Genomic DNA, 23,540 nt, shown 5'->3' with positions numbered 1-23,540 from the left:
ACGTCAGGCCTGCCGAGTCCGCTGGCGCTGCCGGCCGAGGCCGTCGATCTCCAGTTCGACGACGTCGCCCGCCTTCAGGTAGTCGGCCGTGGCCGATCCCATCGCGACGCCGGCCGGCGTTCCGGTGTTGATGATGTCGCCCGGCCGCAGGACCATGAACTGGCTGAGGTACCAGATGAGATGGTCGACTCCGAAGATCATGTCGGCGGTGGTGCCGTTCTGGCGCAGCTCGCCGTTCACCCACAGCCTGAGACGGAGATCCTGCGGGTCGGCGACCTCGTCCGCGCTGAGTATCCAGGGGCCCAGCGGGTTGAAGGTCTCGCAGTTCTTACCCTTGTCCCACTGGCCGCCGCGTTCGAGCTGGAACTCCCGCTCCGACACGTCGTTGCTGATCGCGTACCCGGCGATACAGGCGCGGGCCTGCTCGACCGAGTCGAGGTAGCGCGCGGTGGTGCCGATGACGACCGCGAGCTCCACCTCCCAGTCGGTCTTCTTCGAACCACGAGGAATCAGCACGTCATCGTGAGGACCGACGACGGTGTCCGCCGTCTTGAGAAAGATGATCGGCTCCTCGGGCGGGGTGGCACCGGTCTCGCGCGCGTGGTCGGCGTAGTTGAGCCCGATGCAGATGATCTTCCCGACCCGGTCGAGTGGAGGGCCGAACCGTCCCGGCTCGACGACCGGCAGTGTGCCGAGGTCGAGCCGTTCCGGAGAGTTCACGAGCTCCATGTCGATGGTGTCGGTGAGCGGAGTCAGATCGCGCCAGAGGCCGTCGGACCCGGACACGATGGGCCGCTCGGCTCCCGGCTCACCCGTACGCGCGAATCTCATGGTCAGTGTGGTCCTTTCGTTGAGAGGGCGAGGAACTCGGTCAGGTGCACCGCGCGGACACGTGATCGGTGTCGGCGCAGTGCCTGGCGAAGCTGGCGCAGGCACCCGGGGTTGACCGCGACCACCATGTCGACGCCGGCGGCCTCGATCTCGGCCACCTTGGCCTTCGCCAGCGCCCGCGATTCGCGTGGGCGGACCAGCGAGTACGTGCCGGCGGCGCCGCAGCACGTGGCCGCCGAGGGAAGTTCGACATAGTCCGCGACACTCTGCAGCAGTCGCCGCGGTTCGCGCCACACGCCGAGGCCGTTGCGAAGGTGACAGGAGTCCTGCAAGGTCACCCGGGCGGGCCGGCCGTCGATCAGGACCGGCTGGAACCGCTGGTCCTGGACGTATTCGGAGAACTCCCGTACCCGCTCCCGCCCGATCACCGAGGCGAGATGGGCGGCGCATCCGCCTGAGGTGGTGACGATGGTGCCGGGCAGGTCGTCGCCGAGGCGGCGGGCCAGCGCCGCGCCCCGTTCGGGCTCTCCGTTGTGCGCGTGCAGCGCGCCGCAGCAGCCCTGGTCCGGATCCGCCGCGAGGCCCGGTGCCAACGCGAGCGCGGCACGGCTGACACGCGGGAACAGCGTCCGCTCCACGCAGCCGAGCATCAGCTGGTCGGCCTCGTCGGCCCTCCGGCGGGCGGCCCGCCGGAGGATCCCGGCGAGCCGGTGGGCCGGGCGCAGCCTCACCAGCAGGACGAGGGCGCGCACGATCAGCGGACGGCGGCGTCCCTGCCACTGCGCGCCGCGCCACTGCTCGAGCAGTTGGCCGTACTCGACGCCGGCGGGACAGACCGGCTCGCAGGCGCGGCAGCCGAGGCAGAGGGAAGCCTGCTCGGCCAGGGTGGGATCGTCGACGTCGAGCCGCCCGGCCTCGAGCGCTCGCATGAGGGTGATCCGGCCGCGGGGCGAGGACGCCTCGTCACCGGTCATGGCGTAGGTGGGACACGCCGGGAGACAGAACCCGCAGGAGATGCAGCGGCTCAGCCGGTCGGCGTCGAAGAGGGCGGCCACTTATGATCCCAACTTTCCGGGGTTGAGGATGCCCGCCGGATCGAAGGCGGACTTGATCCGGCGCAGCAGGGCCGTCTGCTCCGGCCCGAGGCGTTCGGCCAGATAGGGCAGCTTCGCCGCGCCGACGCCGTGCTCGCCGGTGATCGTCCCGCCGAGCGCGATCGCGGTTCGGAAGATCTCGCCGAAGGCGCGTTCGGCCCGGGCGACGGCCTCGGTGTCCTCGGCGGAGGGCAGCACGCACGTCGGGTGGAGGTTGCCGTCACCGGCATGCCCGAATGTCGCGATCACGACGTCGTGCCGGCGCGCGATGTCGTCGATGCGGGCGACCATCTCGGCGAGACGGGGCCGGGGCACGCTCGCGTCCTCGAGGATCGTCAGGGAGCCGAGCCGGGACAGCGCCGGGAGGGTGCAGCGGCGGGCGGCCAGCAGCGACTCGGCCTCGGCGACGCCACCGATCTCGACGGACAGGGCGCCGCTGTCGAGACACGCCTGTCGCATCCGCGCGAGACTCGCGGCCACCTGATCGTCGCCGCCGTCGTCGCCGAAGAGCAGCATCGCGCCGGCCGTCGCGTGCAGCCCGAGGTGGGCGTAGGCGTCGACGGCGTCCATGCACCGGCGGTCGAGGAACTCCAGCGTCGCGGGCACGACGCCGCGCGCGATGATCTCGGTCACGGCATGGCCCGCCGCCGCGAGGTCGGCGAAGTAGGCCAGTCCGGTTCCCATCGTCGCGGGCACGGGCAGCAGGGCGACGGTGGCCTCGGTGATGATGCCGAGGGTTCCTTCCGAGCCCGTGAGCAGCCGGGTCAGGTCGTATCCCGCGACGTCCTTCCACAACCGGCCACCGGTGGCGACGATCTCACCGGTTCCGAGCACGGCGGTGAGGCCGAGGACGTAGTCGCGGGTGACGCCGTACTTCAGCCCGCGCAGTCCGCCGGCGCAGGTGGCGATGTTGCCGCCGATCGTGGAGACGGTGTGGCTGCCCGGGTCGGGCGGATAGAACAGGCCGTGCTCGCCTGCCGCCTTCGCCAGCGCCGCGGTCGTCACGCCGGGCTGGACCCGGGCCAGCAGCTCTGCCGGGGCGATCTCCTCGATGCGCCGCATCCGGGCCGTGGTCAAGACGATGCCGCCCTGCTGGGCCGAGGTGGCGGCGCACAGGTTCGACCCGGAGCCTCGCGGAATGACCGGGAGGCGATGCTCGACGGCGATGCGGACGATCTCGGCGATCTGCGGCGCGTCGTCGGGCTCGACGACCGCCTGTGGGTAGGCGTGGAACAGCGGCGTCGCATCCCGCGCGTACGCCTCGAGCACCCCCGGGTCGGTGCGCACATTCTCGTCGCCGACGACCGAGCGGAGCTGCCGCAGGACATTGGTGGAGAGAGATCGATCACTGAACATTGTCAGACATGTAAGCATGGCAGCAGGCCGTCGTCCAGAGCCGGGATCGATCGACACGGACGCGCATCCCACGATTACTGTTAGCGGCAGTGGAGGTGCCCATGACCGATCTGGAGCTCACCTGGCTGCGCTCCTGGCTGGAGGTCGTCGACTCCGGCGGCTTCGCCCGAGCGGCTGCGCGCGTCCACCTGTCGCAGCCCCGCATCTCGGCGCACGTCGCGAGCCTGGAGAAGGCGCTGGGATGCCCGCTGATCGAGCGGCGTACCCGCCCGCTGACCTTGACGGATGAGGGCAAGCGGCTGCTTCCCCGGGCACGGTCGATCATCGCCGCCGTCGACGACACGGTGTCGGACATGCGGTCGACGACGTCGGTCGCGGGCCGGCTGACGATCGCCAGCTTCGCGAGCGCGAGCTCGGAGTTCCTGCCGCCGCTGCTGAAGCGGTTGCGTGAGAAGAACCCGCTGATCGAGGTGGGGGTTCTCGACGGCGACGTGCAGGTGATCGAGTCGACGCTGTCGGTACGGCGGGCCGCGGTCGCGATCCGGCCGTACCGGCCGGAACCCGCGGATCATGCTCTGGTCCGGCGGCCGCTGTGGCGGGAGCCGTTCGTGGTCCTGGCCCCCCTCGGTCATCCCATCCTGGCCCAGGAGTCCATCGGCCTCGAAGAGATCGCCCGGTACCCGGTCATCACGATCGGCGATCCGCTGGACACGCCCATCCTGGGGTACGAGGCGTCGCTGGCCATGCACTCCAGTCGACTGGAGCCCGAGGTCGGGATCGTCTCGCACCAGCCGACCACGCTGACCGCGATGGTGCGGGCGGGGCTCGGCCTCGGGTTGGTCAACCTGCTCGCGGCGACCATGGCTCGCCGCGACGGGCTCGAGACACGCCTGGTCGACGACCCCCACCTGTACCGCGACGTGGGCCTGTGGTGGCATTCCGAACGGCCGCTGAGCCGGGTCGCGCAGGCGTTCATCGATCTCGCCGTGGCGAGCGAGCGGCCTCCCGGCACGCTTCCCATCCCCGACTGAGCCGTCCCGGGCCGAGTTCTGCCCTCGCCTGAGGCGGCCCGTCGCCCGGCGTTATTCGTGTTTCGAATCCCTTGTATCCACAACTCGTCGTTGTTACGGGCGTGTTGCCGGTGGCTGAATGTGTGCCGAACTCGAACTCTCAGGTCGGCGTTCGCCGCAGTTCAGAAAGGATACGGGATGGGACTAGACGACTCTGACGACGCGTTCGGGGTGCTCTCGCCGCCGTTGGTGGACCTGCCGCGCGGTGACGCCGGCGCGGTCATCACGTCCGTGGAGACCTACGCGCTGGCCGTCCCCCTCAAGCAGCCGATCGCCGATTCCACGGCGGGGCTGCGGTCCTGGATCGTCCCCGTGGTCGAGATTCGCACGGCCGACGGACGTGTCGGAACGGGCATCTCCGGGGTGCACTGCGCTCCAGAGCTGCTGTGCGATGTGATCAGCCGCTACTACGCGCCCTCGCTGCTGGGAGCCGCGTCCGAGGACATCCTCGGGACCTGGAAGCGGTTGTACTGGCTGCCGACCCACTGGCTCGGCCGGGCCGGCGTGGTGCACATGGCACTGGCGATGGTCGACATCGCGTTGTGGGATCTCGCGGCGCAACGGGCCGAGATGCCGCTGTGGCGGCTGCTGGGCGGCAGCGCCGAGGCGATCGAGACCTACAACACCGACGGAGGCTGGCTGAACTATCCGGTCGACACACTGGTGCGGGATCTGACCTCGCTGATCGACCGCGGCTGGCGCCGAGTGAAGATCAAGGTCGGCAAGCCCGACTGGCGGGAGGACGCCCATCGGGTACGCGCGGTCCGCCGAGCGATCGGCGACGGCATCACCCTGATGTGCGACGCCAACCAGCGCTGGGATCTGTCGACGGCCGGCCGGCTCCTGCCGGTCCTGGAAGAGGTCGGCATGGACTGGATCGAAGAACCCCTGCACGCCGACGCGCTGGACGGGCACGCCCGGCTGCAGCGGGCCACGCGTGTCGACATCGCCGCCGGGGAGAGCCTGTACTCCTATCACCACTTCGCCGATTTCATCGCGGCCGACGCGATTCGCGTGGTGCAGGTGGACGTGACCCGTGTCGGCGGGGTCACCGAATGGCTTCAGGTCGCCCACCACGCGGCCGCGCACGGGCTGCGGATCGCCCCCCATGCCGGCGACATGATGCAGGTACACCAGCACCTCGTCGGTACGACGCTGAGCGACGTGCCGCCGCTGGTCGAGTTCATCCCGTGGACCCAGGACGCGTTCGAGCAGCGCAGCGTGGTCAACGAGGGCTACCTGGAACGTCCGCAACTTCCCGGCGCGTCGACGGCCGTCCATCGTGACGCCCGCCGTAACTGGCAGATCCGCGGTGTCGGCCACGTCGCCGAGCAGGGCGGGACCGCCGCCGAGCCGCATCGGTCACGGACCGCCGAATCTCGTAGCGAAGGAGAAAATCAGTGAAGCGCGGAACCGGTATCGCTCTGCTGGCCTCGACACTGGCCGCCTCGCTGCTCACCGGCGCGTGCGGCAGCGGGAGTTCCACGGGTGGCGGGGGATCCGGCGGTGGCAAGAAGCTCGTGATCGGCGACATCCTCTTCGACACCGACGCTTACCAGATCGCCCAGCAGAAGCAGATGCAGAAGTACGCCGACAGCCTGGGCATCAAGATCATCTTCGAGAACCAGCAGGGGCAGGGCACCAAGGCGCCGGACCTGATGCAGAACCTGCTCACCCGCGGCGTCGACGGCATCATCATGCAGCCGGCCGACGCGAACGTCGCTGTTCCGCTCGTCAGGCAGGCGCAGGCCGCGAAGGTCCCGGTGCTCGGGTGGGCGATCCCGTTCGGGGCCGGAGTGACCGCCCCGTACGTCGGGCTGGAGGAGAAGACGGAGACCGAGGCCGCCGGTAAGGCCGCTGCCCAGTACGTCCAGCGGAACTTCCCGGGACAGCCCGTCAAGGTGCTGATCGTCACGATCACCGGCGTCTCCAGTTGCGCGAACGACCGCATGGGGCCCTTCGAGAAGGGGGTCAAGTCCGTCGCGCCGGACGCCCAGATCACGACCGTCAACGGCGCGGCCAACCGGAACACGGCGGTGACCGTCGCCGAGGACGCCCTGCAGCGCGACAAGGGCTACAACATCGCCACCGGCTGCAACTCCGACATGGCGATGGGGGCCCTGCAGGCCTTCAAGTCCGCGGGGCTGGGCGGCGCGACCGGCAAGAAGCCCGACCACACCTACTTCTACAGCATCAACGGAACCGACGAGGAACTGCGCGCACTCACCGATCCGGCGTCACCGCTGATGGCCGACCTCGGGCTGACTCCCCAAGAGGTGGCCCAGACCTTGATCGACACCACGCGGCAGATGATCAGCGGCAAGATCCCGCCGCGCAGCGCCTACACCGCGAACGTACCCGACAAGCCGCTCGGGCCCGACTGCACCGCCGCGAACGACTTCAACAAGTCCGAGTACTTCGCGACGGCGAACCTGCCCTGTGTCGGCAAATGAACCCGCACCGAGCGCCCCGGGCGACGACGCGTCCACGGACGCATGAGCAACGGCGAGGAGACACGATGCACACGGCGAGCGGCACCGACCTGCTCGTGATCGATGAGCTGACCAAGAGCTACGACGGCGTGCGGGCACTGCGAGGTGCGAACCTCGTGGTCGACCGCGGCGAGATCCACGCGCTCCTAGGGGAGAACGGAGCCGGTAAGTCGACGCTGATCAAGACCCTCGCGGGCGCCGTCAGGCCGGACTCGGGAACGATCACGTTCGACGGAGCGGCCGTCGAGTTGGGCTCGCGAGCCGACTCGATGAGCCGCGGCATCAGCGTCATCTTCCAGCACGCCAACCTGGTTCCGCAGCTCACTGTCGCGGAGAACGTCGTGCTCGGCAACGAGCAACGGCTGTTCGGTTACCTGCGCGACGGCCGGCAGCGGGAGGCGACCCACGAGGTCCTGGCCCGCCTGGGCATGCGAATCGACCTGAACCGGACCGCCGCGAGCCTGCGCGCCGGCGAACGGCAGCTCGTCGAGATCGCCCGAGCGCTGCTGCGGCGGACGAAGCTGCTGATCCTCGACGAGCCCACCGCCTCGCTGGGCACCGAAGAGGTGGAGCACCTGCATCAAGTGCTGCTCGAGCTGCGCGACAGCGGCATCGGCATCATCTACGTCTCGCATCGGCTGGAAGAGGTGCTCTCCGTCAGCGACCGGCTGACCGTCCTGCGCGACGGCCGGACCGTCGGCACCAGCACCGCCGCCGAGACCAGCACCGCCGACGTCATCCAGCTGATGATCGGCCGCGACGCCTCTCACGTCTTCCGCAAGACCTCCGACGCACGTGAGGAGGTCGTGCTCCGAGTACGGGACCTGACCACCCCGACCGGGCTCCAGGGGATCGGCTTCGACCTGCACGCCGGCGAGATCCTCGGCGTCTACGGACTGCTCGGCTCCGGCCGTACCGAACTCGCCCGCGCCGTCTTCGGGGCCGACCCGATCGGCAGTGGCCTGATCGAGACACCCACCGCGCCCACCGGCCGCAGGCGGAATCCCTACCGAGCCGCCCGCGCCGGCATCGGCCTCGTGCCGGAGGAACGCACCACCCAGGCGATGTTCCCGCTGCTGTCGATCACGGACAACATGAGCTCGGGACGGCCATGGCTCTACACCAGGTGGGGCGTCATCCGTAACCGGCGGCGTCGGCACCTCGTCGAGGAGATGGCCCGGCGGGTCCGGCTCAAGGCGGCGTCGACGGGCCAGAGCATCGCGGCGCTCTCCGGCGGAAACCAGCAGAAGGTCGTTCTCGGCCGATGGATGCTCGGCGGCTCCAGGCTGCTGATCCTCGACGACCCCACCGTCGGTGTCGACATCGGCGCCAAGGAGGAGATCTACCGTCTCATCTCGGAGCTCACCGCCGACGGTACGGCGGTCCTGCTGCTGTCCTCCGAACTGCCCGAGGTCCTCGGCCTGTCCGATCGCGTCATCGTCCTCTTCCACGGTGCGGTCGCGGCCACGTACACGAGCGACGACGTGTCCGAACAAGCGCTGCTGCGCGCCGCGCACGGGGAGGCGGCATGACCGGTATGGAAGGCATCACCTCCGACGCCGTCCCGGCGCGAAGGTCCTCGATCGGCTCCGGGCTGAAAGTCTGGTTCGCCCGGCCGACGAGCAAGACGCTCGTCATGAACCTCGGCATCCTCATCGCCCTGAGCGTGTGGCTGTCGTTCGCGACCAGCCAGTTCACGACGTCCCAGAACATCACCAACGTCCTCGGCCAGGTCTCCTTCATCGGCATATCCGCGTGCCTGGTCACTCCCGTCATGGTCGCCGGCGGCCTGGACCTGTCCGTCGGCTCGATCATCGCCGTCGCCGGCGTCACCGCCGCCAAGTTCGTCGCCGACGCCCACTGGCCCCTCGGATGGGCGTTCCTCATGGGCGCTCTGGCGGGCGGCGTCATCGGGGCCCTCAACGCCTTCCTCATCGTCGGGATGAGGATCAACCCGGTGATCACCACTCTCGGCACCATGTACATCGGCCGCGGCCTGGCGAACGTCGTCGCCGGCGGGTCCCCGGTCACCGGAGTGCCGTTCTCCTTCAACGACCTGGCGACCTCTGACGTGGGACCGGTCCCGGTCCCCGTCGCGATCTTCGCTGTGACCGCCCTCGTCATGATCTTCGTCGAGCGCAAGACCATCCTCGGCCGGTGGACCGTCGCCAGCGGCGGCAATCAGGAGGCCGCACGCCTCTCGGGCATCCCGATCAACCGCACCCGAGTCACCCTCTACATCCTCTCCGGCCTCGCCGCGGGCGTCGCGGGCATCCTCTTGAACTCCCGCATCGCCACCGGCGACCCCAACTCCGGCACCGGCTTCGAGTTCGACGTCATCGTCGCCGTGGTCCTCGGCGGTACCGCCATCACCGGAGGACAAGGGAAGATCATCGGTTCGATCGTCGGTGTCCTGATCGTGGGCGTCCTGAACAACGGCCTCAACCTGCTGGGCGTGTCAACGTTCTACCAGTACATCGTCCAAGGCGGCGTGCTCATCTTCGCCGTCGGCGTCGATGAGGTGTTCCGGCACACCTGGCGCAACATCCTGAGACGGCAGCGTCTCGAACGGCGCCACCCGAGCCAAGCCCGCAATTAGCGAAGGAGGAGACCCCATGCCCGCCACCCCACGAGAAGTGTCCGAGTCCTACTGGCGCGCCGAAGAAAGCCGGGACATCGCCCGCATCCTGTCCCACTTCCACGAGGACGCCGTCTTCCATCCCGTATCCGGTCCGCTCCACGGTCATGCGGAGATCCGCACCTTCTACGACGCGATGGGCGACACCTTCCCCGGCCTGGAGGTCACCATCACCCACGAGATCGGCTCCGGTGACGAGGCGTGCCTCGAATGGGAAGCGGTCCTCATCGACCACGACGGCGCGCGGATCCCGATCCGAGGCGTCAATGTCGTGCGGGTACGCGACGGCAGGTTCGACTCGGTCCGCGCCTACTTCGACCCCACCCAGTTCCCGACGCCAGGAGGCCGCCGGTGATCGACCTGCACACGACCGTACAGATCGGCGACACCGGGCTGCGCGTGCCACGGATCGGCCTTGGAACCGCCTCACTCGGCAACTTCCTGCGTCCCATCAGCGACGAGGACGCCACGGCGGTCATCGCGCGAGCACTGGACCGCGGCATCCGTTACCTCGACACCGCCCCGCTGTACGGACACGGCCTCGCCGAACGGCGCGTCCGAGCGGCGATCGCCGACATTCCGCGAGACGAGCTCGTGATCTCCACGAAGGTCGGCAGGCTCCTGCGCGAAGGCGCTCCCCGCGACGAGAGCCAGTACTTCGACGGGGAACCCTTCTACAAGGACGTCCCGTCCGCCGGCCCCGTATGGGACTTCAGCGAGTACGGCATCCGCCGGTCCGTGGAAGAGAGCATGCAGCGGGTCGGGGTGGACCGGTTCGACATCCTCCACCTGCACGACCCCGACGACCACTTCGACCAGGCGAGCACCACCGGGTACAAGGCGCTCAGCGAGCTCCGGGCCGACGGCAGGGTTCAGGCCATCGGCGCGGGCATGAACCGCACCCCGGTCCTGACGGAACTCGTCCGCGAGTGCGACCTCGACGTCATCCTCCTCGCCGGCCGGTACACGTTGCTCGACCAGAGCGGGATGGACGAGCTTCTTCCCATGTGCGCACGGCGCGCCACCTCGGTCGTCGCCGGGGGAGTGTTCAACAGCGGCGTACTCATCGACCCGGAGCCGGGCACGACCTTCGACTACGTCCCCGCGTCCCCGGAGGTCATCGACCGCGCGCGCCGCATCCGCGGCATCTGCGATCGTCACGGCGTCCCCCTGGCCGCCGCCGCCGTCCAGTTCCCTCTCGCCCACCCGCAGGTGTGCAGCGTGCTTCTCGGGCCCAGGTCACTCGGCGAGCTCGACATGGACCTCGGGCTACTGTCCGTCGACATCCCCGCGGCCCTGTGGGCCGACCTTCGCGCGGCGGACCTGCTCCGACCCGACGCACCGTGCCCAGAGTAGAAAGGCTCACCCGATGGACGAGCGCACCGAGCGCATCGACGCCCACCACCACTTCTGGGATCCGCGCCGTTACACCTACCCGTGGATGGCCGGACCGGAGATGGACCCTGTACGGAGGGCGTTCGGGCCGCGCGACATGCAGCCCATGGTCGACGCCGCCGACATCACCGGAACCGTCCTCGTCCAGACCGTGTCGGACGAGAACGAGACCCGGGAGTTCCTCCGCATCGCGGCTTCGACACCGTTCGTCCGCGGAGTCGTCGGCTGGGTCGACCTCACCTCGCCGGCCGTGGGAGACGCCCTGGACGCCCTCCTCACCGGCGATGACGGCCGGTTCCTCGTCGGCATCCGCCATCAGGTACATGACGAGCCCGATCCGAACTGGCTGTGCCGCGACGACGTGCGCCGGGGCCTGCGCGCCGTGGCCGAGCGTGGTCTCGGCTACGACCTTCTCGTACGGGCGCGGGAACTGCCGGCGACGGTCGAGACGGTCAGGGCGCTGCCGGAGCTGAACTTCGTCGTCGACCACATCGCCAAACCGGCGATCGCCGCGGGCGCCGACGAGCCGTGGGCCGAGTGGATGCCGGTTCTCGCGCGATGCCCCAACGTGACGGTGAAGCTCTCCGGCATGATCACTGAGGCGGACTGGAGTGCCTGGACCCCCGACGATCTCCGGCCGTTCGTCGCTCGTGTTCACGAGTGGTTCGGCGCGGACCGCCTCATGTTCGGATCCGACTGGCCCGTCTGCCTGCTCGCCGGCACGTACGAGTCCGTCATCGAGGGGTTGACCGCGGCCATCGGCACGTTGAGCGCGGCCGAGACCGCGGCGCTCTTCGGCGGCACGGCTCACGCCTTCTACCGTCTGGGGGACCGCCCCACGGGCTGACCAGGAGAGGCCAGGCCCCACGGGCCTGGCCTCATCCGATCTCCTGCCGAAGGCCAACACCCGCAAGCGGGACGAGTGGCCCGGAGGACTTCCTCGGGCCACCGTCTCGGACCGGGACGCCACGGCTCCTCCTTACACCGATGCGCGCACCTCGATCAGCATGGCCTGTTCGGGGTTGAGCGTGGGCATGGGGACGCCGGTCCGGGAGAGGACCGCGCCGGGAAGGGCGGTCCACTCATCCATCGCCTGGGCGACCCATGCGGGCGGCGCCGCCTGGTGTGCGGAGGGGTGGCCGACGTCGGTACGTATCCGTACGCGGTAGTCGCCGGCCGCGTCCAGCCCCGGTAGCCGCACCCGGCCCGACTGCGCCTCGGGGGACGTGGCCAGGCGGGACCAGCAGTACAGCGCGCTCGTCCGGTCGCGCGCGACCACGCCGTGCAGGATGGTCGCGTCGTCACCGGTGTCCGCGCGGACCACCCGGCCGTGGTGCAGGAGCGGACGGAACTCCCGGTACAGCGCCGCCCACGACGCCAGCCGCTCCAGCTCCTCCGGGGAGCACCGCGTGAGGTCCGCCTCGATGCCGGCGTGCCCGAACAGCGCGGTGATCAGGCGGAACGAGTCCGTGGTCACCCGCCGCGTGGTGTGCGCCTCCGCGGCACCGACGTGCGCGCCGACGAGCTCCGGAGGCAGCAGTTGGCCGGTCCAGCGCTGGATCGTCTGGCGTTCGACCGGGTCGTTGCAGTCGGAGGCCCAGACACGGTCGGTCCGCGCGAGGATCCCCAGGTCGACCCGCCCGCCGCCGCCCGCACACGACTCGATCTCCAACGCCGGATGCCTCTCCTTGAGAGCGTCGAGCAGGCGGTACAGCGCCACGGTCTGCGCGTGCACCGCGGGCCGGTCGGCGCCGGTGGCGTCACGGAACACCGCCTCGTGCAGGTCGCGGTTGTGGTCCCACTTCAAGTAGTCGACGGCGTACCGGCCGACGAGCGCGTCGACGCGTTCCAGAATGTAGGACCATGCCTGCTCATTGGCGAGGTTCAGCACGTACTGGTGCCGGGCCGACGGGCCGAGACCGGCGGACGAGCCGAGGATCCAGTCGGGGTGCTCGCGGGCCAGCCGGGACTCAAGGTTGATCATCTCGGGCTCGAACCAGAGACCGAACTGCATGCCGAGCCCGTGGACGTGGTCGACCAGCGGCGTTAGCCCCTGAGGCCAGACATTCTCGTCCACGAACCAGTCCCCGAGACCGGCGGTGTCGTCGCGCCGGCCCCGGAACCAGCCGTCGTCGAGCACGAGCCGCTCGACCCCGATCTCGGCGGCACGGTCCGCCAGGGCGGTCAGCCGGTCCAGGTCGTGGTCGAAGTAGACCGCCTCCCAGGTGTTGAGCGTCAGGGGCCTGGGTCCGGCCGGATGTTCCGGCCGGGCCCGGAGCATGTCGTGGAAGCGGTCGGCGAGCCCGTCCAGGCCGGCGTCGGACCAGGCGAAATGGCAGATGGGCGTCCGGTAGGTCTCCCCGGGGCCCAGCGCGATCTCGCCCGGCTTGAGCAGCTCACCGCCGCCCAGAACGGCCGCGTGCACGCCCGCGCCCTCCGGCAGCTGCTCGACCAGGTACCGCTGGTTCCCGCTCCACGCGACGTGCACGCCCCAGACCTCGCCGTACCGGAAGCCGAAGCCGGGCACGCCGGCGACCATCAGGTACGGGGAGTCGTGGCCCGGCTTCCCCCGCCGGACCTCCCGGACGTGGCCGCCGAAGGCGAGCGGCCGGCGCTGCGGTGCCCGCTCCCGGCACCACTTGCCGGTGAAGTCGAGGATCTCGCCGGCCCGCCGGGGCAACGGCAGGAGAGTGGACACGCCTCCGAGCTGGTAACGCCCCTCGCTCCGCGCCGTGGTACGGCGGGTCACGGCCGCGTCGACGGCCAGAACGCCTGAGGCGCCGAGCCGGTAGCCGACCACGATGTCGACATCGGAGACGTCGTCGGCGAGTGTCATGACGAGCTCGGCGCCGCCGTCGGGCAGCGGCCGGTGCCGCGTGTCGGTGAGGCACGGGCGCGGCGCGGTCGCCGTTCCGTCGAGATGTCCCTCGTGCGCCGGCGTGCCCGACCATCCCTCGGCCTCCGTCGGCCAGATGGACAGGTGCCGCGGTACGTCGGGAGAGTTGTTCAGGACCGCGGGCTCGGCCGTCAGCTTCAGCGCGGCGCGCGCGTCATCGGACAGCTCGCCGAGGTCCGTGCCCCAGTGGAGCACCCTGGGAACCGGTTCGGCCAGCTCCACGACGACGCTGGTGCCGCCCGCGCGCAACTGGACGATCTTCGGGACGTGCATGGTCAAGCCTCTCCCCGAGGTGAAGCCGGATGTGGACTCCTGCGGCGGACGGCCGCAGGGCAGCGCCCGGCACGGTACGGAGCCCTGCGGAGACGCCGTACCGTGCCGGGACGCCGTCGCGTTACTTCTTCGTCAGAATCTGCTGGCTCTTCTGCGCCAGCTCCGGGAAGACGTCGTCATTGCGCTGGTGGGAGAAGTACGCCTCGAGTAGCGGCTTGATCGTGGACTCGATCGCGGCGCCGTTCGTATGCACGACGGCCGGGTACAGCTCACCGCGCTTCAGGGTCTGGGTGAAGACCGACAGGTCCACGCCCTGGGAGGCCAGCGCCTGGGCCGAGGCGTCCATCGAGGCGGAGATCGACGGGAAGAACGTGCCGCTCTTGCCGGCCGCCGTCTGGCAGGCCTCCGAACCCATGTAGGAGATCCACTTCCACGTCAGGTCGGGGTTCTTGGTGCCGGCCCAGATGGTGTTGCCGTTGGAGTTGCTCAGCACCGTCCGGGTCTTGCCATCGGGGCCGAGCACGGTCGGCGCGATGCCCACCTTGACCTTGGACAGTTTGGCGAAGCTCGCCACGCTCCACGAGCCGGACGTCTCCATCGCGACCTTGCCGGAGCCGAGGAGGTCGATGTCGCTGATGATGGCCTGGCCGTTCCCCGAGGTGAACTGGCCGAACTTCGGCTCGAAGCCGCGGTCCGCGAGGCTGCGGAAGTAGCCCATGCTCTTGACGAACCGGGGGTCGTCATAGTTGAACCGCGTGGGCCAGGTGTCCTTGTCGCTCATCTTCCAGCCGAGTGTGGAGACGAAGGAGCTCCAGGTCGTCTGCCCGAGGTAGTCGCCGGTGTTCAGCAGGCCCGTCCCGTACGTGGCGATGTGCGACTTGTCGAAGCCGGGTTGGTCGCCGCGCCTGCCCTTCGTGTCGACCGTCAGGTGCGCGGCCATCTTGTCGAACGTCCCGCCGTTGTCGGGGTTCCAGGTCAGCGATTCGACGTCTTTGGCGGTGTAGCCGGCCTTGGCCAGCATGTCCTTGTTGTAGTAGATGGCGGTCGCGGCCCAGTCCAGCGGGAGACCGTACTGTTTGCCGTCCGTGTACTTCCACGAGTTGACGCCGACCGAGAACCGGGACAGGTCGAAATGGTCCTTGGCGATGAAGTCGTCGAGCGGTTTCAGCTGTCCCTGGCTCGCGTACATCGGGAAGTACTGCACGCTGTCCTGGAAGGCGTCGGGAGCGTTCCCGGAGACGAATCCAGAGGTCAGTTTCGTGAAGTAGTCCTGGACGTCATATTGGGAGATCTTCACCGTGACGCCGGGATTGGCCTGCTCGAACGCCGTGGCGCACGTCTGATACGCCTGGGCCTGCTTGTCGTCCCACGTCCACCAGTTGATGGTCTTCGCCCCGGACGCGCCGCCGTTGCCGCTGCCGCAGCCGGCCGTCGCCAGCACCACCGCCGCGGCGATCGCGCACAGACTCCGCATTCTCATTGTTCCTCGCTTCCCGCACGACCCGCGTGCGCGGTCATGTCCCCCGACGTCCTTGGATCCCCGAGGCCGGCGTTCATCGGTCCGCCGTCCTTCCGGCCTCCTCCAGGTCCGGCCCGAGCCGGACCTCCTCGTGTCCCGCCAGCGTGAGATCGGCCGCCGCCTGGCCGTGGCGGATCCGTACGGTGCGCGCGCCGCCGGGCACCGTGTTGCGGACGGCGCAGGAGACCAGCGCGCCACCCCGCCAGCTGAGGTCGACCGCCCATCCGCCGCGGCACCGCACTCCCCGCACCGATCCGTCGGGCCACTCGCCGGGCACGGCCGGAAGCAGCCGGATGGCGCCGCTGTGGCTCTGCACGACCATTTCCAGGAGCGCCGCCATGAGGCCGTAGTTGCCGTCGATCTGGTACGGCGGATGGGTGCTGAGGAGATTGGGCAGCAGGCCGCCCCACTCCGAGCCGTCGGCCGGCGCGAGCACCGCCGGGTCACCGGGGAACGGGCGGGTCGCCTCCAGGAACAGGCTCCGGGCCGTCGCGGCGTCGCCGAGCCGGGCACGCAGCGCGATCTTCCACGACCAGGACCAGCCCATCGCGCCGGGCCCGCGGACGTCCAGCACGCGAGTCGCCGCGGCCGCGAGGTCGGGCGTCGTCTCCGGGTCGATCTGCCCGAGCGGATGGACGCCGACCAGGTGCGACACATGCCGGTGGGCCGGATCCTCGTCGGGGTGGTCCGCACCCCATTCCCGCAGCCGTCCGTCCGCCGTGAGCCGCGGCGGCCTCAGCCGCGGCAGCGCGGCCCTGATCTCCGCGCACACCGGATCGTCCTCCATCCCCGCGATCCGGGCGGCCTCCAGGCATCGCGTGAACAACGCGCGGATGAGCGCCATGTCCATCGTCGTCGAGACCGACAGCGCCTCCGGGGTGCCGTGACGGGAGATGAAGTGGTTCTCCGGCGACGTGGAGGGCACGGTGTCCAGCCCGCCGTCCTCCGCCTCGACCAGCCAGTCGAGACAGAACTCCGCGCAGGCGCGCAGCGTCGGCCAGGCCCGTTCACGGAGGAAGGCGGTGTCGCGGGTGAAGTCGAAGCGGTCCCACAGGTGCTGGGCCAGCCAGACGCCGCCCATCATCCAGATCGCCCAGGACGGATCGCTGTGCCCCATGCCCACGGGCAGCGCCCAGCCCCACATGTCGGTGTTGTGGTGCGCCACCCAGCCGCGGCAGTCGTACAGCTCGCGGGCGACGCGGCTCCCGTTCGCGCGGAGCCGCTCGATGAGGGCGAACAGCGGCTCGTGGCACTCGCTCAGACCGGCGGTCTCGGCGCCCCAGTAGTTCATCTCCGTGTTGATGTTGATCGTGTAGTTCGACGACCAGGGCGGACGCAGCTCGGCGTTCCACATGCCCTGCAGATTGGCGGGCGGCCCGCCGCCCGGCCGGGACGCCGACGCGAGCAGGTACCGGCCCAGCTGGAAGATCACCGTCGCGACGAGCCCCTCGTCGTCGCCGGAGAGCACGTCGGACCGTACGTCGAACGTCCCGGCGCGGTGGGCGCCGACCGTGAGGCTCGTCGTGTCCAGCAGCCCGCGCAGGTCCGCACGGTGCGCGCCGAGCAACGCGTCGGTGCCCGTCGCGCGGGCCGACTCCGCGGTGTGCGCGGCACGTTCGTGGTGCCGCTCCCGCGTGACCGCCGGATTTCCCGCCCAGACATCGGCCGGGCTCGTCGAACTGGCGAGAGTGATCAGGGCATGCGACATGCCGCGCACCGACCAGACGTCTCCCTCGACGGTCACCGTGCCGTCCGTGTCGATCCGGACGGCGGCCGCGCCGAACGGGTCGTAGCCGTCGGGCGGCGTGTCGGCGTAGCGCAGCGGCTCGGCGACGGTCGGCTCGTGGAGCGGCGCGCCGTCGACGGGGAACTCGACCTCCAGGTCGAAGCCGGACGCGTCCACCGTCCGGCGCACCACCCGGAGCTGGGACGCCAACTCCAGGCTCATGTCGACGACGCCGCCCTCGACGGCGACGGCCACGCAGATCGCCTGGGCCGGCCGGCTCGCCCAGGTGGACCGCCGGACCGTACGGGCGCCGAAGCGCATCGTCTCGCCGACGACGCCGTCGTCCAGGTTCAGCGTCCGGCCCAGGTACTCGGCGTCACCGTCCGCGGCCAGCGACATCCACAGGTCGACGTACGGCAGGTATTCCTGGGTGTAGGGGCCCTCGAAGGACATCAGCAGGGCCTCGGCCCGCCGGTAGTCCTCCGCGCGGACGGCCTCGCGGACCTCCTCCAGCCGCTCCGGACCGGCGCCGGCGGCGAGGACGTCGGCCAGCCCCGCGTCGGGGCCGGCCGGTGTCCCCGACCAGACCGTCGAGTCGTTGACCTGGAACCTGGCGCGGTGAAGGCCGCCGAACACCATGGCGCCGAGCCGTCCGTTGCCGACCGGCGCCGCCTCGAAGAAGTCGGCGGCCGGCCGCGGCCAGGACAGGCGCAGGTCGCCGGAGTGACGGTCATCCCGTGGTTCGTTGCTCATTTGATTCCCGTGAAGCCGATGGAGTTGACAAGGCGCCGGCCGAAGACCATGAACAGCAGGAGCATCGGCAGCGCGGCGATCAGGGTGGCCGCCATCAGTCCCGCCCAGTCCGGTGCGGTCTGCGGCGAGGACTGTCTGAAGACGGCGAGCGCGAGGGTCAGCGGCCGCACGCTGTCGTCATTGGTGACGAGCAGCGGCCAGAGGTAGTCGTTCCAGGCGGTGATGAAGGTCAGGAGCGACAGGGTCGCGATCGGCGCGGCGGTCATCGGCAGGATGATCCTGAAGAAGACGCGGACCGGACCGGCGCCGTCGATGAACGCCGCCTCCTCGACCTCACGGCTGATGCCGAGCATGAACTGCCGCAGGAAGAAGATGTTGAACGCGGAGAAGAGCGCGCCGGGCAGGACCATTCCGGCGAACGTGTTGGTCAGCCCGAGATTCTTGACCAGCACGAAGTTCGGCAGCAGCAGGAAGATGCCCGGGACCATCAGCGCGGACAGCAGCACGGTGAAGACGACATTGCGTCCCTTCCAGCGCAACCGCGCGAACGCGTACGCCGCGAGCGCCGAGCAGAAGACGACGCAGACGGTCAGGACCGAGGCGTAGATCACCGAGTTGCGCAGGTAGAGCGCTGTGTCGAGGGAGGCGCCGGAGCCGCCTTGCGCGACCGCCTCGGCGGGGCTTGCGATCCCGAGCGCACGTTTGAACGCGCCGAGCGTGAACCCCACCGGCAGCGGCGACGACGGGTCGGTCGGCAGCGCGTGGTTGTTCGACAGCGCCGTCCGCAGGATCCAGTAGAACGGGAATATCGTGACGACGATGACGGCGGCGATGTAGACCCACGCCATGAGGCGGCCGAAGGACCACTGTGTGCGTCGCGCCGTAAGGGCTGTTGTCACGGGCATGGCGGCCTCCTCAGCCCAGATCCGACTCGTTGGCGCGGGCGATGCGCAGCTGCAGGAATGTGATCGCCATGAGCATCACGAACAGGGCCAGCGACATCGTCGCCGCGTACCCGAAGTCGAACTCCCCGAAGGCCTTCCGGTAGATGTACATCTGCAGCACGTTGGAGGCGTTGGCCGGGCCGCCCTGGGTCGTCACCTGGACCAGGTCGAAGACCTGGAAGGAACCGATCATCTGCAGGACCACGACCATGACGAGGATCGGGCGCAGCAGCGGTACCGTGAGGCGCCGGAACATCTGCGTCTCGCTGGCCCCGTCCAGCCGGCCGGCCTCGTACACCTGCTCGGGAATGGTCTGCAGGCCGGCGAAGATGAGCACCGCGTTGTACCCCATCGACTTCCAGACGCTGATCATCGCGATCGAGGGGATCGCCCAGCCGCCCGTGCCGAGGAACAGGATCCGGTGGCCGGTCAGTCGGTGGATGACGATGTTGACGATGCCGAGCTGCGGGTCGAGCATCCACGCCCACACGAGTGCCGCCACGACACCGGAGATGAGGAACGGCAGCAGGATCAGGCCCCTGATCACCGTCGATCTGGTGAGCCGGTGAAGGATCACCGCTGTGACCAGCGAGACGAGGATCCCGAAGACCACTGACAGCACCACGAAATAGACGGTCACGCCGAGCGAGTGCCAGAAGACCCCGTCGGAGATCAGCTCCCGGAAGTTGGCCAGGCCGACCCACTTCGGCGGCGTGAGCACGTGGAAGTCGGTGAAGCTGAGGTAGACCCCGCGCAGCGTCGGATAGGCGACGAAGAGCAGGAAGCCGACCAGGGCGGGGAGGATGAACAGCCAGGCCACCAGGGCGTCCCGGCGGCGGCCGGCGACCGGTGCCGCCCGCCGGCCGGTCCCGCGCCCGCCTGACCGGCGTCGCGGAACGCCGAGGGTACCGGTGGTGCCGGTGCCTTTGGCGAGCAGCTTCGCCGGCGCGGGCGCGTCCTGCTCTGGAATCGCCGCCATCGCGCTCTCCTTTCGCGTGAACATGTCGATGGATGAAGGGAACCGGCGGCCCCGCGCAGCCGGAGAGCGGGCGCACCCGACTTTCGGGCATGCGCGAGCTGGGGCTGAGGACCGAGATTGGTTGCTTGAGGCCGGCGGCGACGTGGGCCTGGGGCGCTCACGCCACGGCCATCGGGGATGCCCCCGGCTCGGGGTGCTGGGTAGGAGCAGATTAGGAGCCGTTTGCTTCCAGTGTCAATATATTATTTCCAGCAGATTAAGCCCTGGAGGCGATGAGATTACGGGGCAGAACCTCTTGTTAGCTTCCGTTGGAAGGCTATGATCGACGGGTGGAGCTTCCGAACCAGGCACCGGCCGCCACGCTGGTCTTCCGGACCCTGCTCGCCCACGGTCCCCTGACACGGGCCGAGATCGGTCGCCGAACGGGCCTGTCCTCCGGGGCGGTCACCAAGGCCGCGACGCCGTTGCTCGACGACGGCTGGATCGCCGAGCTGGGACGCCCGGCCGGGGATCGCATGACGGGCCGTCCGGCGACCCTGATCGCGGTCCGCGCCGAACGCGCCGGCTTCCTCGGGGTCAAGGTGACCGCGGACGAGCTGATCGGGGTACGCACCGACCTCACCGCCACGTCCCTCGCCGCCCGGCGCGCGGAGCTGGATTCACGCGACGTGGGCAGCGTCGTACGCGCCATCGGAGCGATGGTCGAGAAACTGGTGTCGGCATCCGGGACGCATGAGCCCGAGGTTCACGGCCTCGGGGTGACGATCTCCGGAGACGTCGACCGGCAGACCGGTGCGGTGCACCACTCCCCGTTCCTGAACTGGCAGGGAGTTCCGCTGGCGCAACTCGTGGAGGAGGCCACGGGGCTCCCGACCGTGATCGAGAACGACGTTCGCGCGCTCACGGTCGCCGAGCAATGGTTCGGGGCAGGCGCCGAGGTGCGTTCCTTCGCCCTCGTCACGATCGGGGCCGGCATCGGCTGCGGGCTGTCCATCGACGGGCATCTCGTCGCCGGCGCGCATGGCGTCTCCGGCGAGATCGGCCACCTGCCCATCGGCGGCGGTGACCGGGTCTGCACGTGCGGCAACGTCGGCTGCGTCGAGGCGATAGCCTCCACGCAGGCCATCGTCGAACAGGTGCGGCAGGCCACCGGCGACCCCCGTCTCTCGATAGGGCAGGCCGTCCGGCTCGCGCACAACGGAGATCCGGCCGCGAACGAGGTGTTCGCCCGCGCCGGCCACGTCCTGGGACTGGCCATCGCCTCGGTCGCCAACCTGGTCGGCCCTGAGCGCATCATCATCTCGGGCGAGGGCGTCGGTTCCTACGACCTGTTCGCCGAGCAGATCCGGCAGACGTTCGCCGCCCAGGCGTTCGGCGCGGCCGCGGAGTGCGAGTTGATCGTGCGCCCGCTGCCGTTCGAGGAGTGGGCGCGTGGCGGCGCCGCCGTCGCGGCACGGGAACTGGTGACGCCGGAGCGGCGGTCGAGAGGCCCGAAGAGCCTTCCGGCCAAGTCACGGAACTGATCTCCACCCTCCGCACATCCCTCACGCGAGGGTGAGGCTCGGCCTCAGCCGGCGCAGTAGCCCGTCCGCGGAGGCGGCCGCGAAGATGAGGACGCCGGTGACGATCTGCTGGTCGTACGAAGGCAGGCCGAGCAGGCTCATTCCGTTGGAGAGGAATCCCAGGAAGAGGACACCGATGCCGGTGCGCAGCATGCTGCCGCGTCCGCCGAACAGACTGGTGCCGCCCAGGACGACGGCACCGACGATGTTGAGCAGCAACGGGCTGCCCATGCTCGCGCCCGCCCCGGCGAGCCCGGAGGTCAGCACCATTCCCGCCATCGCCGAGGACAGGCCGGCCACGGCATAGACGCTCGTCTTTGTCCGGGCGACGTCGACGCCGCTGATCCGGGCGACCTCGGCGTTCGCTCCGACGTACACGACGCGGCGGCCCCACGCGGTGCGCGTCAGGGCGAGTTGCGCGAGGACGTACAGCCCGACGGCCAGCCACACGGCGTACGGAACGCCGCCGGGACCATCGATGCTGAAGTCGATGAAACCGGCGGGCACCGGGGCGATCGTCTTGCCATGGCTGAGCAGCGTGGTGCCGCCGCTCACGACGTACAGGGCGGCGAGGGTCACGGCGAACGGCACCACGGGCAGTCTCGCGACGACGACTCCCACCGCCAGCCCGATCGCGGTTCCGGTGAGCAGTCCCGCGGCGATGCCCACGGCGACGCTGTGGGTGCTGGTGATGATCCACGCGCCGGCGACACCACTGGCACCGATCACGCTTCCGGTGGACAGGTCGATGCCGCCGGTCAGGATCACGAATGTCGCGCCGATCGCCGCGATCGCGACCACCGCCGACTGGCTGAAGACGTTGGTGATGTTCGAGGGCGTCAGCAGGCCATCGGTGAAAAGGCTCAGGACGGCGATCAGCAGGACCAGCGCGGGCAGCATCGAGAGGTCGGCCGGCCAGCCGGGACGGCGGGCCGGATCGCGCAGCCATGGCGTGCGCGCCGGCTGCGGGACGGTGTCGGCGACCAGGGCGGGGCGCGCGGGGGAGGGCGCCTGGGCGGGGCTCTCCCCGTGAGTGGACTCAGGCGCCACAGCCCCACACCCGCGCGCTGGTCGTGGCGTAGTCGGCCTGGTTGAGGGACAGACCCTTGCTCTGGACGGTCCGGGGTGTGACGGCCTTCCCGTCCAGGGCCGTGGTGATCGCCGCGACGGCCTGTTCGCCGAACTCGTCGACGGGGGTGGCGATATCGGCGTCGAGGGTCTTGTTCTTCATGGCCTTGCAGCCGTTCTGGTCGCCGTCGATGGTCACGATGAACACGTGCTTGGGATCCCCGATCGGGGCGAGTCGCCCGGCCGAGGTGAGCGCGGACTGTACGGATGGCAGGAGGAAGTCCGACGGAACGAAGATCGCGTTGATGGCGGGGTTCTTCTGCAGCGCGTTGGAGGTTCCGTCCAGGGCCTGGGACGGGTCCCAGTTGGTGGGGACCTGGCTGACGACGGTGACCTTCGGGTTGCCGCTGACTGCGGTGTTGAACCCGTCCCGGCGGCCGATCGCGTTCTGGTCGGTCAGCGCACCCACCAACTCCAGAACCTTCAGCGGTGTGGTCTTGGCCGCATCGATGAATTCCTGCGCGGACAGCCTGCCGTCGGCCGCCGGGTCGCCGGTGATCTGGAACGTGGTGTTCGCCTTGTCCGTGACCGCCCGGTCGACCGCGATGAACGGGACCTTACGGGCCTTCGCCAGGGCGATCGAGGAGGCGATCTGCTGCCCGTCCTGAGCGATCGCGATCACCGCGTCGACCTTGCGGGTCTGGATCAGGTCCTGGATCTGAGAGGTCTGCTTCTGCGCGTCCTTGTCCGCGACGTCGAAGACGACGTCGTACCCGGCCGCCTTGGCCGCCTTCTCGATCGCCGACTTCTCCGCCTGCCGGATCGCGTTGAGCAGGTCGAAGCTCACCCCGATGGTGACCTTCTTACCGGATTTCTTCGACCCTCCTGAGCCGGACGTCGAACCGCATCCGGCGAGCACGAGCGAAAACGCCGTGATCACGGCC

The 23,540-nt window shown here is 69.7% G+C and carries 19 protein-coding genes; 9 read left to right on the top strand and 10 right to left on the bottom strand.

The annotated features are described in order from the left end of the window. Nucleotides 1-3 precede the first annotated feature (3 nt). From ABD978_RS27980 to ABD978_RS27970, 3 genes are read right to left on the bottom strand one after another with little or no spacing between them, the layout of a single operon-like run. The gene (locus ABD978_RS27980) at nucleotides 4-831 is read right to left on the bottom strand and encodes a fumarylacetoacetate hydrolase family protein (protein ID WP_345360934.1); all 828 of its coding nucleotides are present in this window, start codon (nucleotides 829-831) and stop codon (nucleotides 4-6) included. 2 nt (nucleotides 832-833) lie between these two features. After that, the gene (locus tag ABD978_RS27975) at nucleotides 834-1,886 is read right to left on the bottom strand and encodes a (Fe-S)-binding protein (protein WP_345360931.1); all 1,053 of its coding nucleotides are present in this window, start codon (nucleotides 1,884-1,886) and stop codon (nucleotides 834-836) included. Next, complete coding sequence (locus tag ABD978_RS27970) at nucleotides 1,887-3,281, bottom strand: FAD-binding oxidoreductase (RefSeq protein WP_345360928.1); 1,395 nt, start codon at nucleotides 3,279-3,281, stop codon at nucleotides 1,887-1,889. It lies immediately after the preceding gene. Nucleotides 3,282-3,382: 101 nt separating this feature from the next. Between ABD978_RS27970 and ABD978_RS27965 the strand changes: the two genes are divergently transcribed. The 8 genes from ABD978_RS27965 to ABD978_RS27930 all read left to right on the top strand — a co-directional run bounded on the left by ABD978_RS27965 (nucleotide 3,383) and on the right by ABD978_RS27930 (nucleotide 11,723). After that, nucleotides 3,383-4,312 carry a LysR family transcriptional regulator gene (locus tag ABD978_RS27965; protein ID WP_345360925.1) on the top strand — a complete coding sequence of 310 codons (930 nt, stop codon included), beginning with the start codon at nucleotides 3,383-3,385 and terminating at the stop codon, nucleotides 4,310-4,312. Nucleotides 4,313-4,489: 177 nt separating this feature from the next. Then, entirely contained in the window at nucleotides 4,490-5,755 is a 1,266-nt protein-coding gene (locus tag ABD978_RS27960) for a mandelate racemase/muconate lactonizing enzyme family protein (protein WP_345360922.1), read from the top strand. Further along, entirely contained in the window at nucleotides 5,752-6,804 is a 1,053-nt protein-coding gene (locus ABD978_RS27955) for a sugar ABC transporter substrate-binding protein (RefSeq protein ID WP_345360919.1), read from the top strand. Before ABD978_RS27960 ends, ABD978_RS27955 begins: the two co-directional genes overlap by 4 nt. A 65-nt stretch (nucleotides 6,805-6,869) precedes the next feature. Further along, the gene (locus tag ABD978_RS27950; RefSeq protein ID WP_345360916.1) at nucleotides 6,870-8,375 is read left to right on the top strand and encodes a sugar ABC transporter ATP-binding protein; all 1,506 of its coding nucleotides are present in this window, start codon (nucleotides 6,870-6,872) and stop codon (nucleotides 8,373-8,375) included. Next, complete coding sequence (locus ABD978_RS27945) at nucleotides 8,372-9,442, top strand: ABC transporter permease (RefSeq protein ID WP_345360913.1); 1,071 nt, start codon at nucleotides 8,372-8,374, stop codon at nucleotides 9,440-9,442. The genes ABD978_RS27950 and ABD978_RS27945 overlap by 4 nt, the downstream gene beginning before the upstream one ends. Before the next feature lie 16 nt (nucleotides 9,443-9,458). Continuing rightward, on the top strand, nucleotides 9,459-9,836 hold the full coding sequence (locus ABD978_RS27940) for a nuclear transport factor 2 family protein (protein ID WP_345360910.1): 378 nt from the start codon (nucleotides 9,459-9,461) through the stop codon (nucleotides 9,834-9,836). Beyond that, entirely contained in the window at nucleotides 9,833-10,837 is a 1,005-nt protein-coding gene (locus ABD978_RS27935) for an aldo/keto reductase (RefSeq protein WP_345360907.1), read from the top strand. Before ABD978_RS27940 ends, ABD978_RS27935 begins: the two co-directional genes overlap by 4 nt. 13 nt (nucleotides 10,838-10,850) lie before the next feature. Further along, entirely contained in the window at nucleotides 10,851-11,723 is an 873-nt protein-coding gene (locus ABD978_RS27930) for an amidohydrolase family protein (RefSeq protein WP_345360904.1), read from the top strand. Between the two features lie 132 nt (nucleotides 11,724-11,855). On the opposite strand, the gene ABD978_RS27925 is transcribed toward ABD978_RS27930, so the two are convergent. From ABD978_RS27925 to ABD978_RS27905, 5 genes are all read right to left on the bottom strand, one after another. Beyond that, entirely contained in the window at nucleotides 11,856-14,045 is a 2,190-nt protein-coding gene (locus ABD978_RS27925; RefSeq protein WP_345361004.1) for an alpha-galactosidase, read from the bottom strand. A 121-nt stretch (nucleotides 14,046-14,166) separates the two neighbouring features. Then, entirely contained in the window at nucleotides 14,167-15,519 is a 1,353-nt protein-coding gene (locus ABD978_RS27920) for an ABC transporter substrate-binding protein (RefSeq protein ID WP_345360901.1), read from the bottom strand. A 79-nt stretch (nucleotides 15,520-15,598) separates the two neighbouring features. Then, nucleotides 15,599-18,043, bottom strand: coding sequence for a glycosyl hydrolase family 95 catalytic domain-containing protein (locus tag ABD978_RS27915; protein WP_345360898.1), 2,445 nt, complete (start codon nucleotides 18,041-18,043; stop codon nucleotides 15,599-15,601). Further along, complete coding sequence (locus ABD978_RS27910; protein ID WP_345360895.1) at nucleotides 18,040-18,948, bottom strand: carbohydrate ABC transporter permease; 909 nt, start codon at nucleotides 18,946-18,948, stop codon at nucleotides 18,040-18,042. The genes ABD978_RS27915 and ABD978_RS27910 overlap by 4 nt, the downstream gene beginning before the upstream one ends. Before the next feature lie 10 nt (nucleotides 18,949-18,958). Continuing rightward, a complete protein-coding gene (locus ABD978_RS27905) occupies nucleotides 18,959-19,966 on the bottom strand; it encodes a carbohydrate ABC transporter permease (RefSeq protein WP_345360892.1) in 1,008 nt (335 codons plus the stop codon). Nucleotides 19,967-20,295: 329 nt separating this feature from the next. Here ABD978_RS27905 and ABD978_RS27900 point away from each other — a divergent pair, with 329 nt between their 5' ends. Then, nucleotides 20,296-21,489 carry an ROK family protein gene (locus ABD978_RS27900; protein ID WP_345360889.1) on the top strand — a complete coding sequence of 398 codons (1,194 nt, stop codon included), beginning with the start codon at nucleotides 20,296-20,298 and terminating at the stop codon, nucleotides 21,487-21,489. A 21-nt stretch (nucleotides 21,490-21,510) separates the two neighbouring features. Here the strand turns inward: ABD978_RS27900 and ABD978_RS27895 are convergent, their stop codons facing one another. Both ABD978_RS27895 and ABD978_RS27890 read right to left on the bottom strand, forming a co-directional pair. Next, entirely contained in the window at nucleotides 21,511-22,578 is a 1,068-nt protein-coding gene (locus ABD978_RS27895; RefSeq protein ID WP_345360886.1) for an ABC transporter permease, read from the bottom strand. After that, nucleotides 22,568-23,536: a sugar ABC transporter substrate-binding protein gene (locus ABD978_RS27890; RefSeq protein ID WP_345360883.1), complete on the bottom strand. Its 969-nt coding sequence runs from the start codon at nucleotides 23,534-23,536 to the stop codon at nucleotides 22,568-22,570. The genes ABD978_RS27895 and ABD978_RS27890 overlap by 11 nt, the downstream gene beginning before the upstream one ends. Nucleotides 23,537-23,540 lie beyond the last annotated feature (4 nt).

The organism is Actinoallomurus liliacearum (genome assembly GCF_039542035.1).
Lineage (GTDB): Bacteria > Actinomycetota > Actinomycetes > Streptosporangiales > Streptosporangiaceae > Actinoallomurus > Actinoallomurus liliacearum.
Note: the sequence above shows the minus strand (reverse complement) of the source record. Positions and strands in the feature narration are given on the sequence as shown.

Excerpts from the sequence above, each read along its gene's own strand:
- ABD978_RS27965 (WP_345360925.1), top strand. The coding sequence starts at position 3,383 with ATGACCGATCTGGAGCTCACCTGGCTGCGCTCCTGGCTGGAGGTCGTC.
- ABD978_RS27950 (WP_345360916.1), top strand. The coding sequence starts at position 6,870 with ATGCACACGGCGAGCGGCACCGACCTGCTCGTGATCGATGAGCTGACC.
- ABD978_RS27915 (WP_345360898.1), bottom strand. The coding sequence starts at position 18,043 with ATGAGCAACGAACCACGGGATGACCGTCACTCCGGCGACCTGCGCCTG.
- ABD978_RS27945 (WP_345360913.1), top strand. The coding sequence starts at position 8,372 with ATGACCGGTATGGAAGGCATCACCTCCGACGCCGTCCCGGCGCGAAGG.
- ABD978_RS27905 (WP_345360892.1), bottom strand. The coding sequence starts at position 19,966 with ATGGCGGCGATTCCAGAGCAGGACGCGCCCGCGCCGGCGAAGCTGCTC.
- ABD978_RS27960 (WP_345360922.1), top strand. The coding sequence starts at position 4,490 with ATGGGACTAGACGACTCTGACGACGCGTTCGGGGTGCTCTCGCCGCCG.
- ABD978_RS27930 (WP_345360904.1), top strand. The coding sequence starts at position 10,851 with ATGGACGAGCGCACCGAGCGCATCGACGCCCACCACCACTTCTGGGAT.
- ABD978_RS27910 (WP_345360895.1), bottom strand. The coding sequence starts at position 18,948 with ATGCCCGTGACAACAGCCCTTACGGCGCGACGCACACAGTGGTCCTTC.
- ABD978_RS27920 (WP_345360901.1), bottom strand. The coding sequence starts at position 15,519 with ATGCGGAGTCTGTGCGCGATCGCCGCGGCGGTGGTGCTGGCGACGGCC.
- ABD978_RS27925 (WP_345361004.1), bottom strand. The coding sequence starts at position 14,045 with ATGCACGTCCCGAAGATCGTCCAGTTGCGCGCGGGCGGCACCAGCGTC.
- ABD978_RS27980 (WP_345360934.1), bottom strand. The coding sequence starts at position 831 with ATGAGATTCGCGCGTACGGGTGAGCCGGGAGCCGAGCGGCCCATCGTG.
- ABD978_RS27940 (WP_345360910.1), top strand. The coding sequence starts at position 9,459 with ATGCCCGCCACCCCACGAGAAGTGTCCGAGTCCTACTGGCGCGCCGAA.
- ABD978_RS27970 (WP_345360928.1), bottom strand. The coding sequence starts at position 3,281 with ATGTTCAGTGATCGATCTCTCTCCACCAATGTCCTGCGGCAGCTCCGC.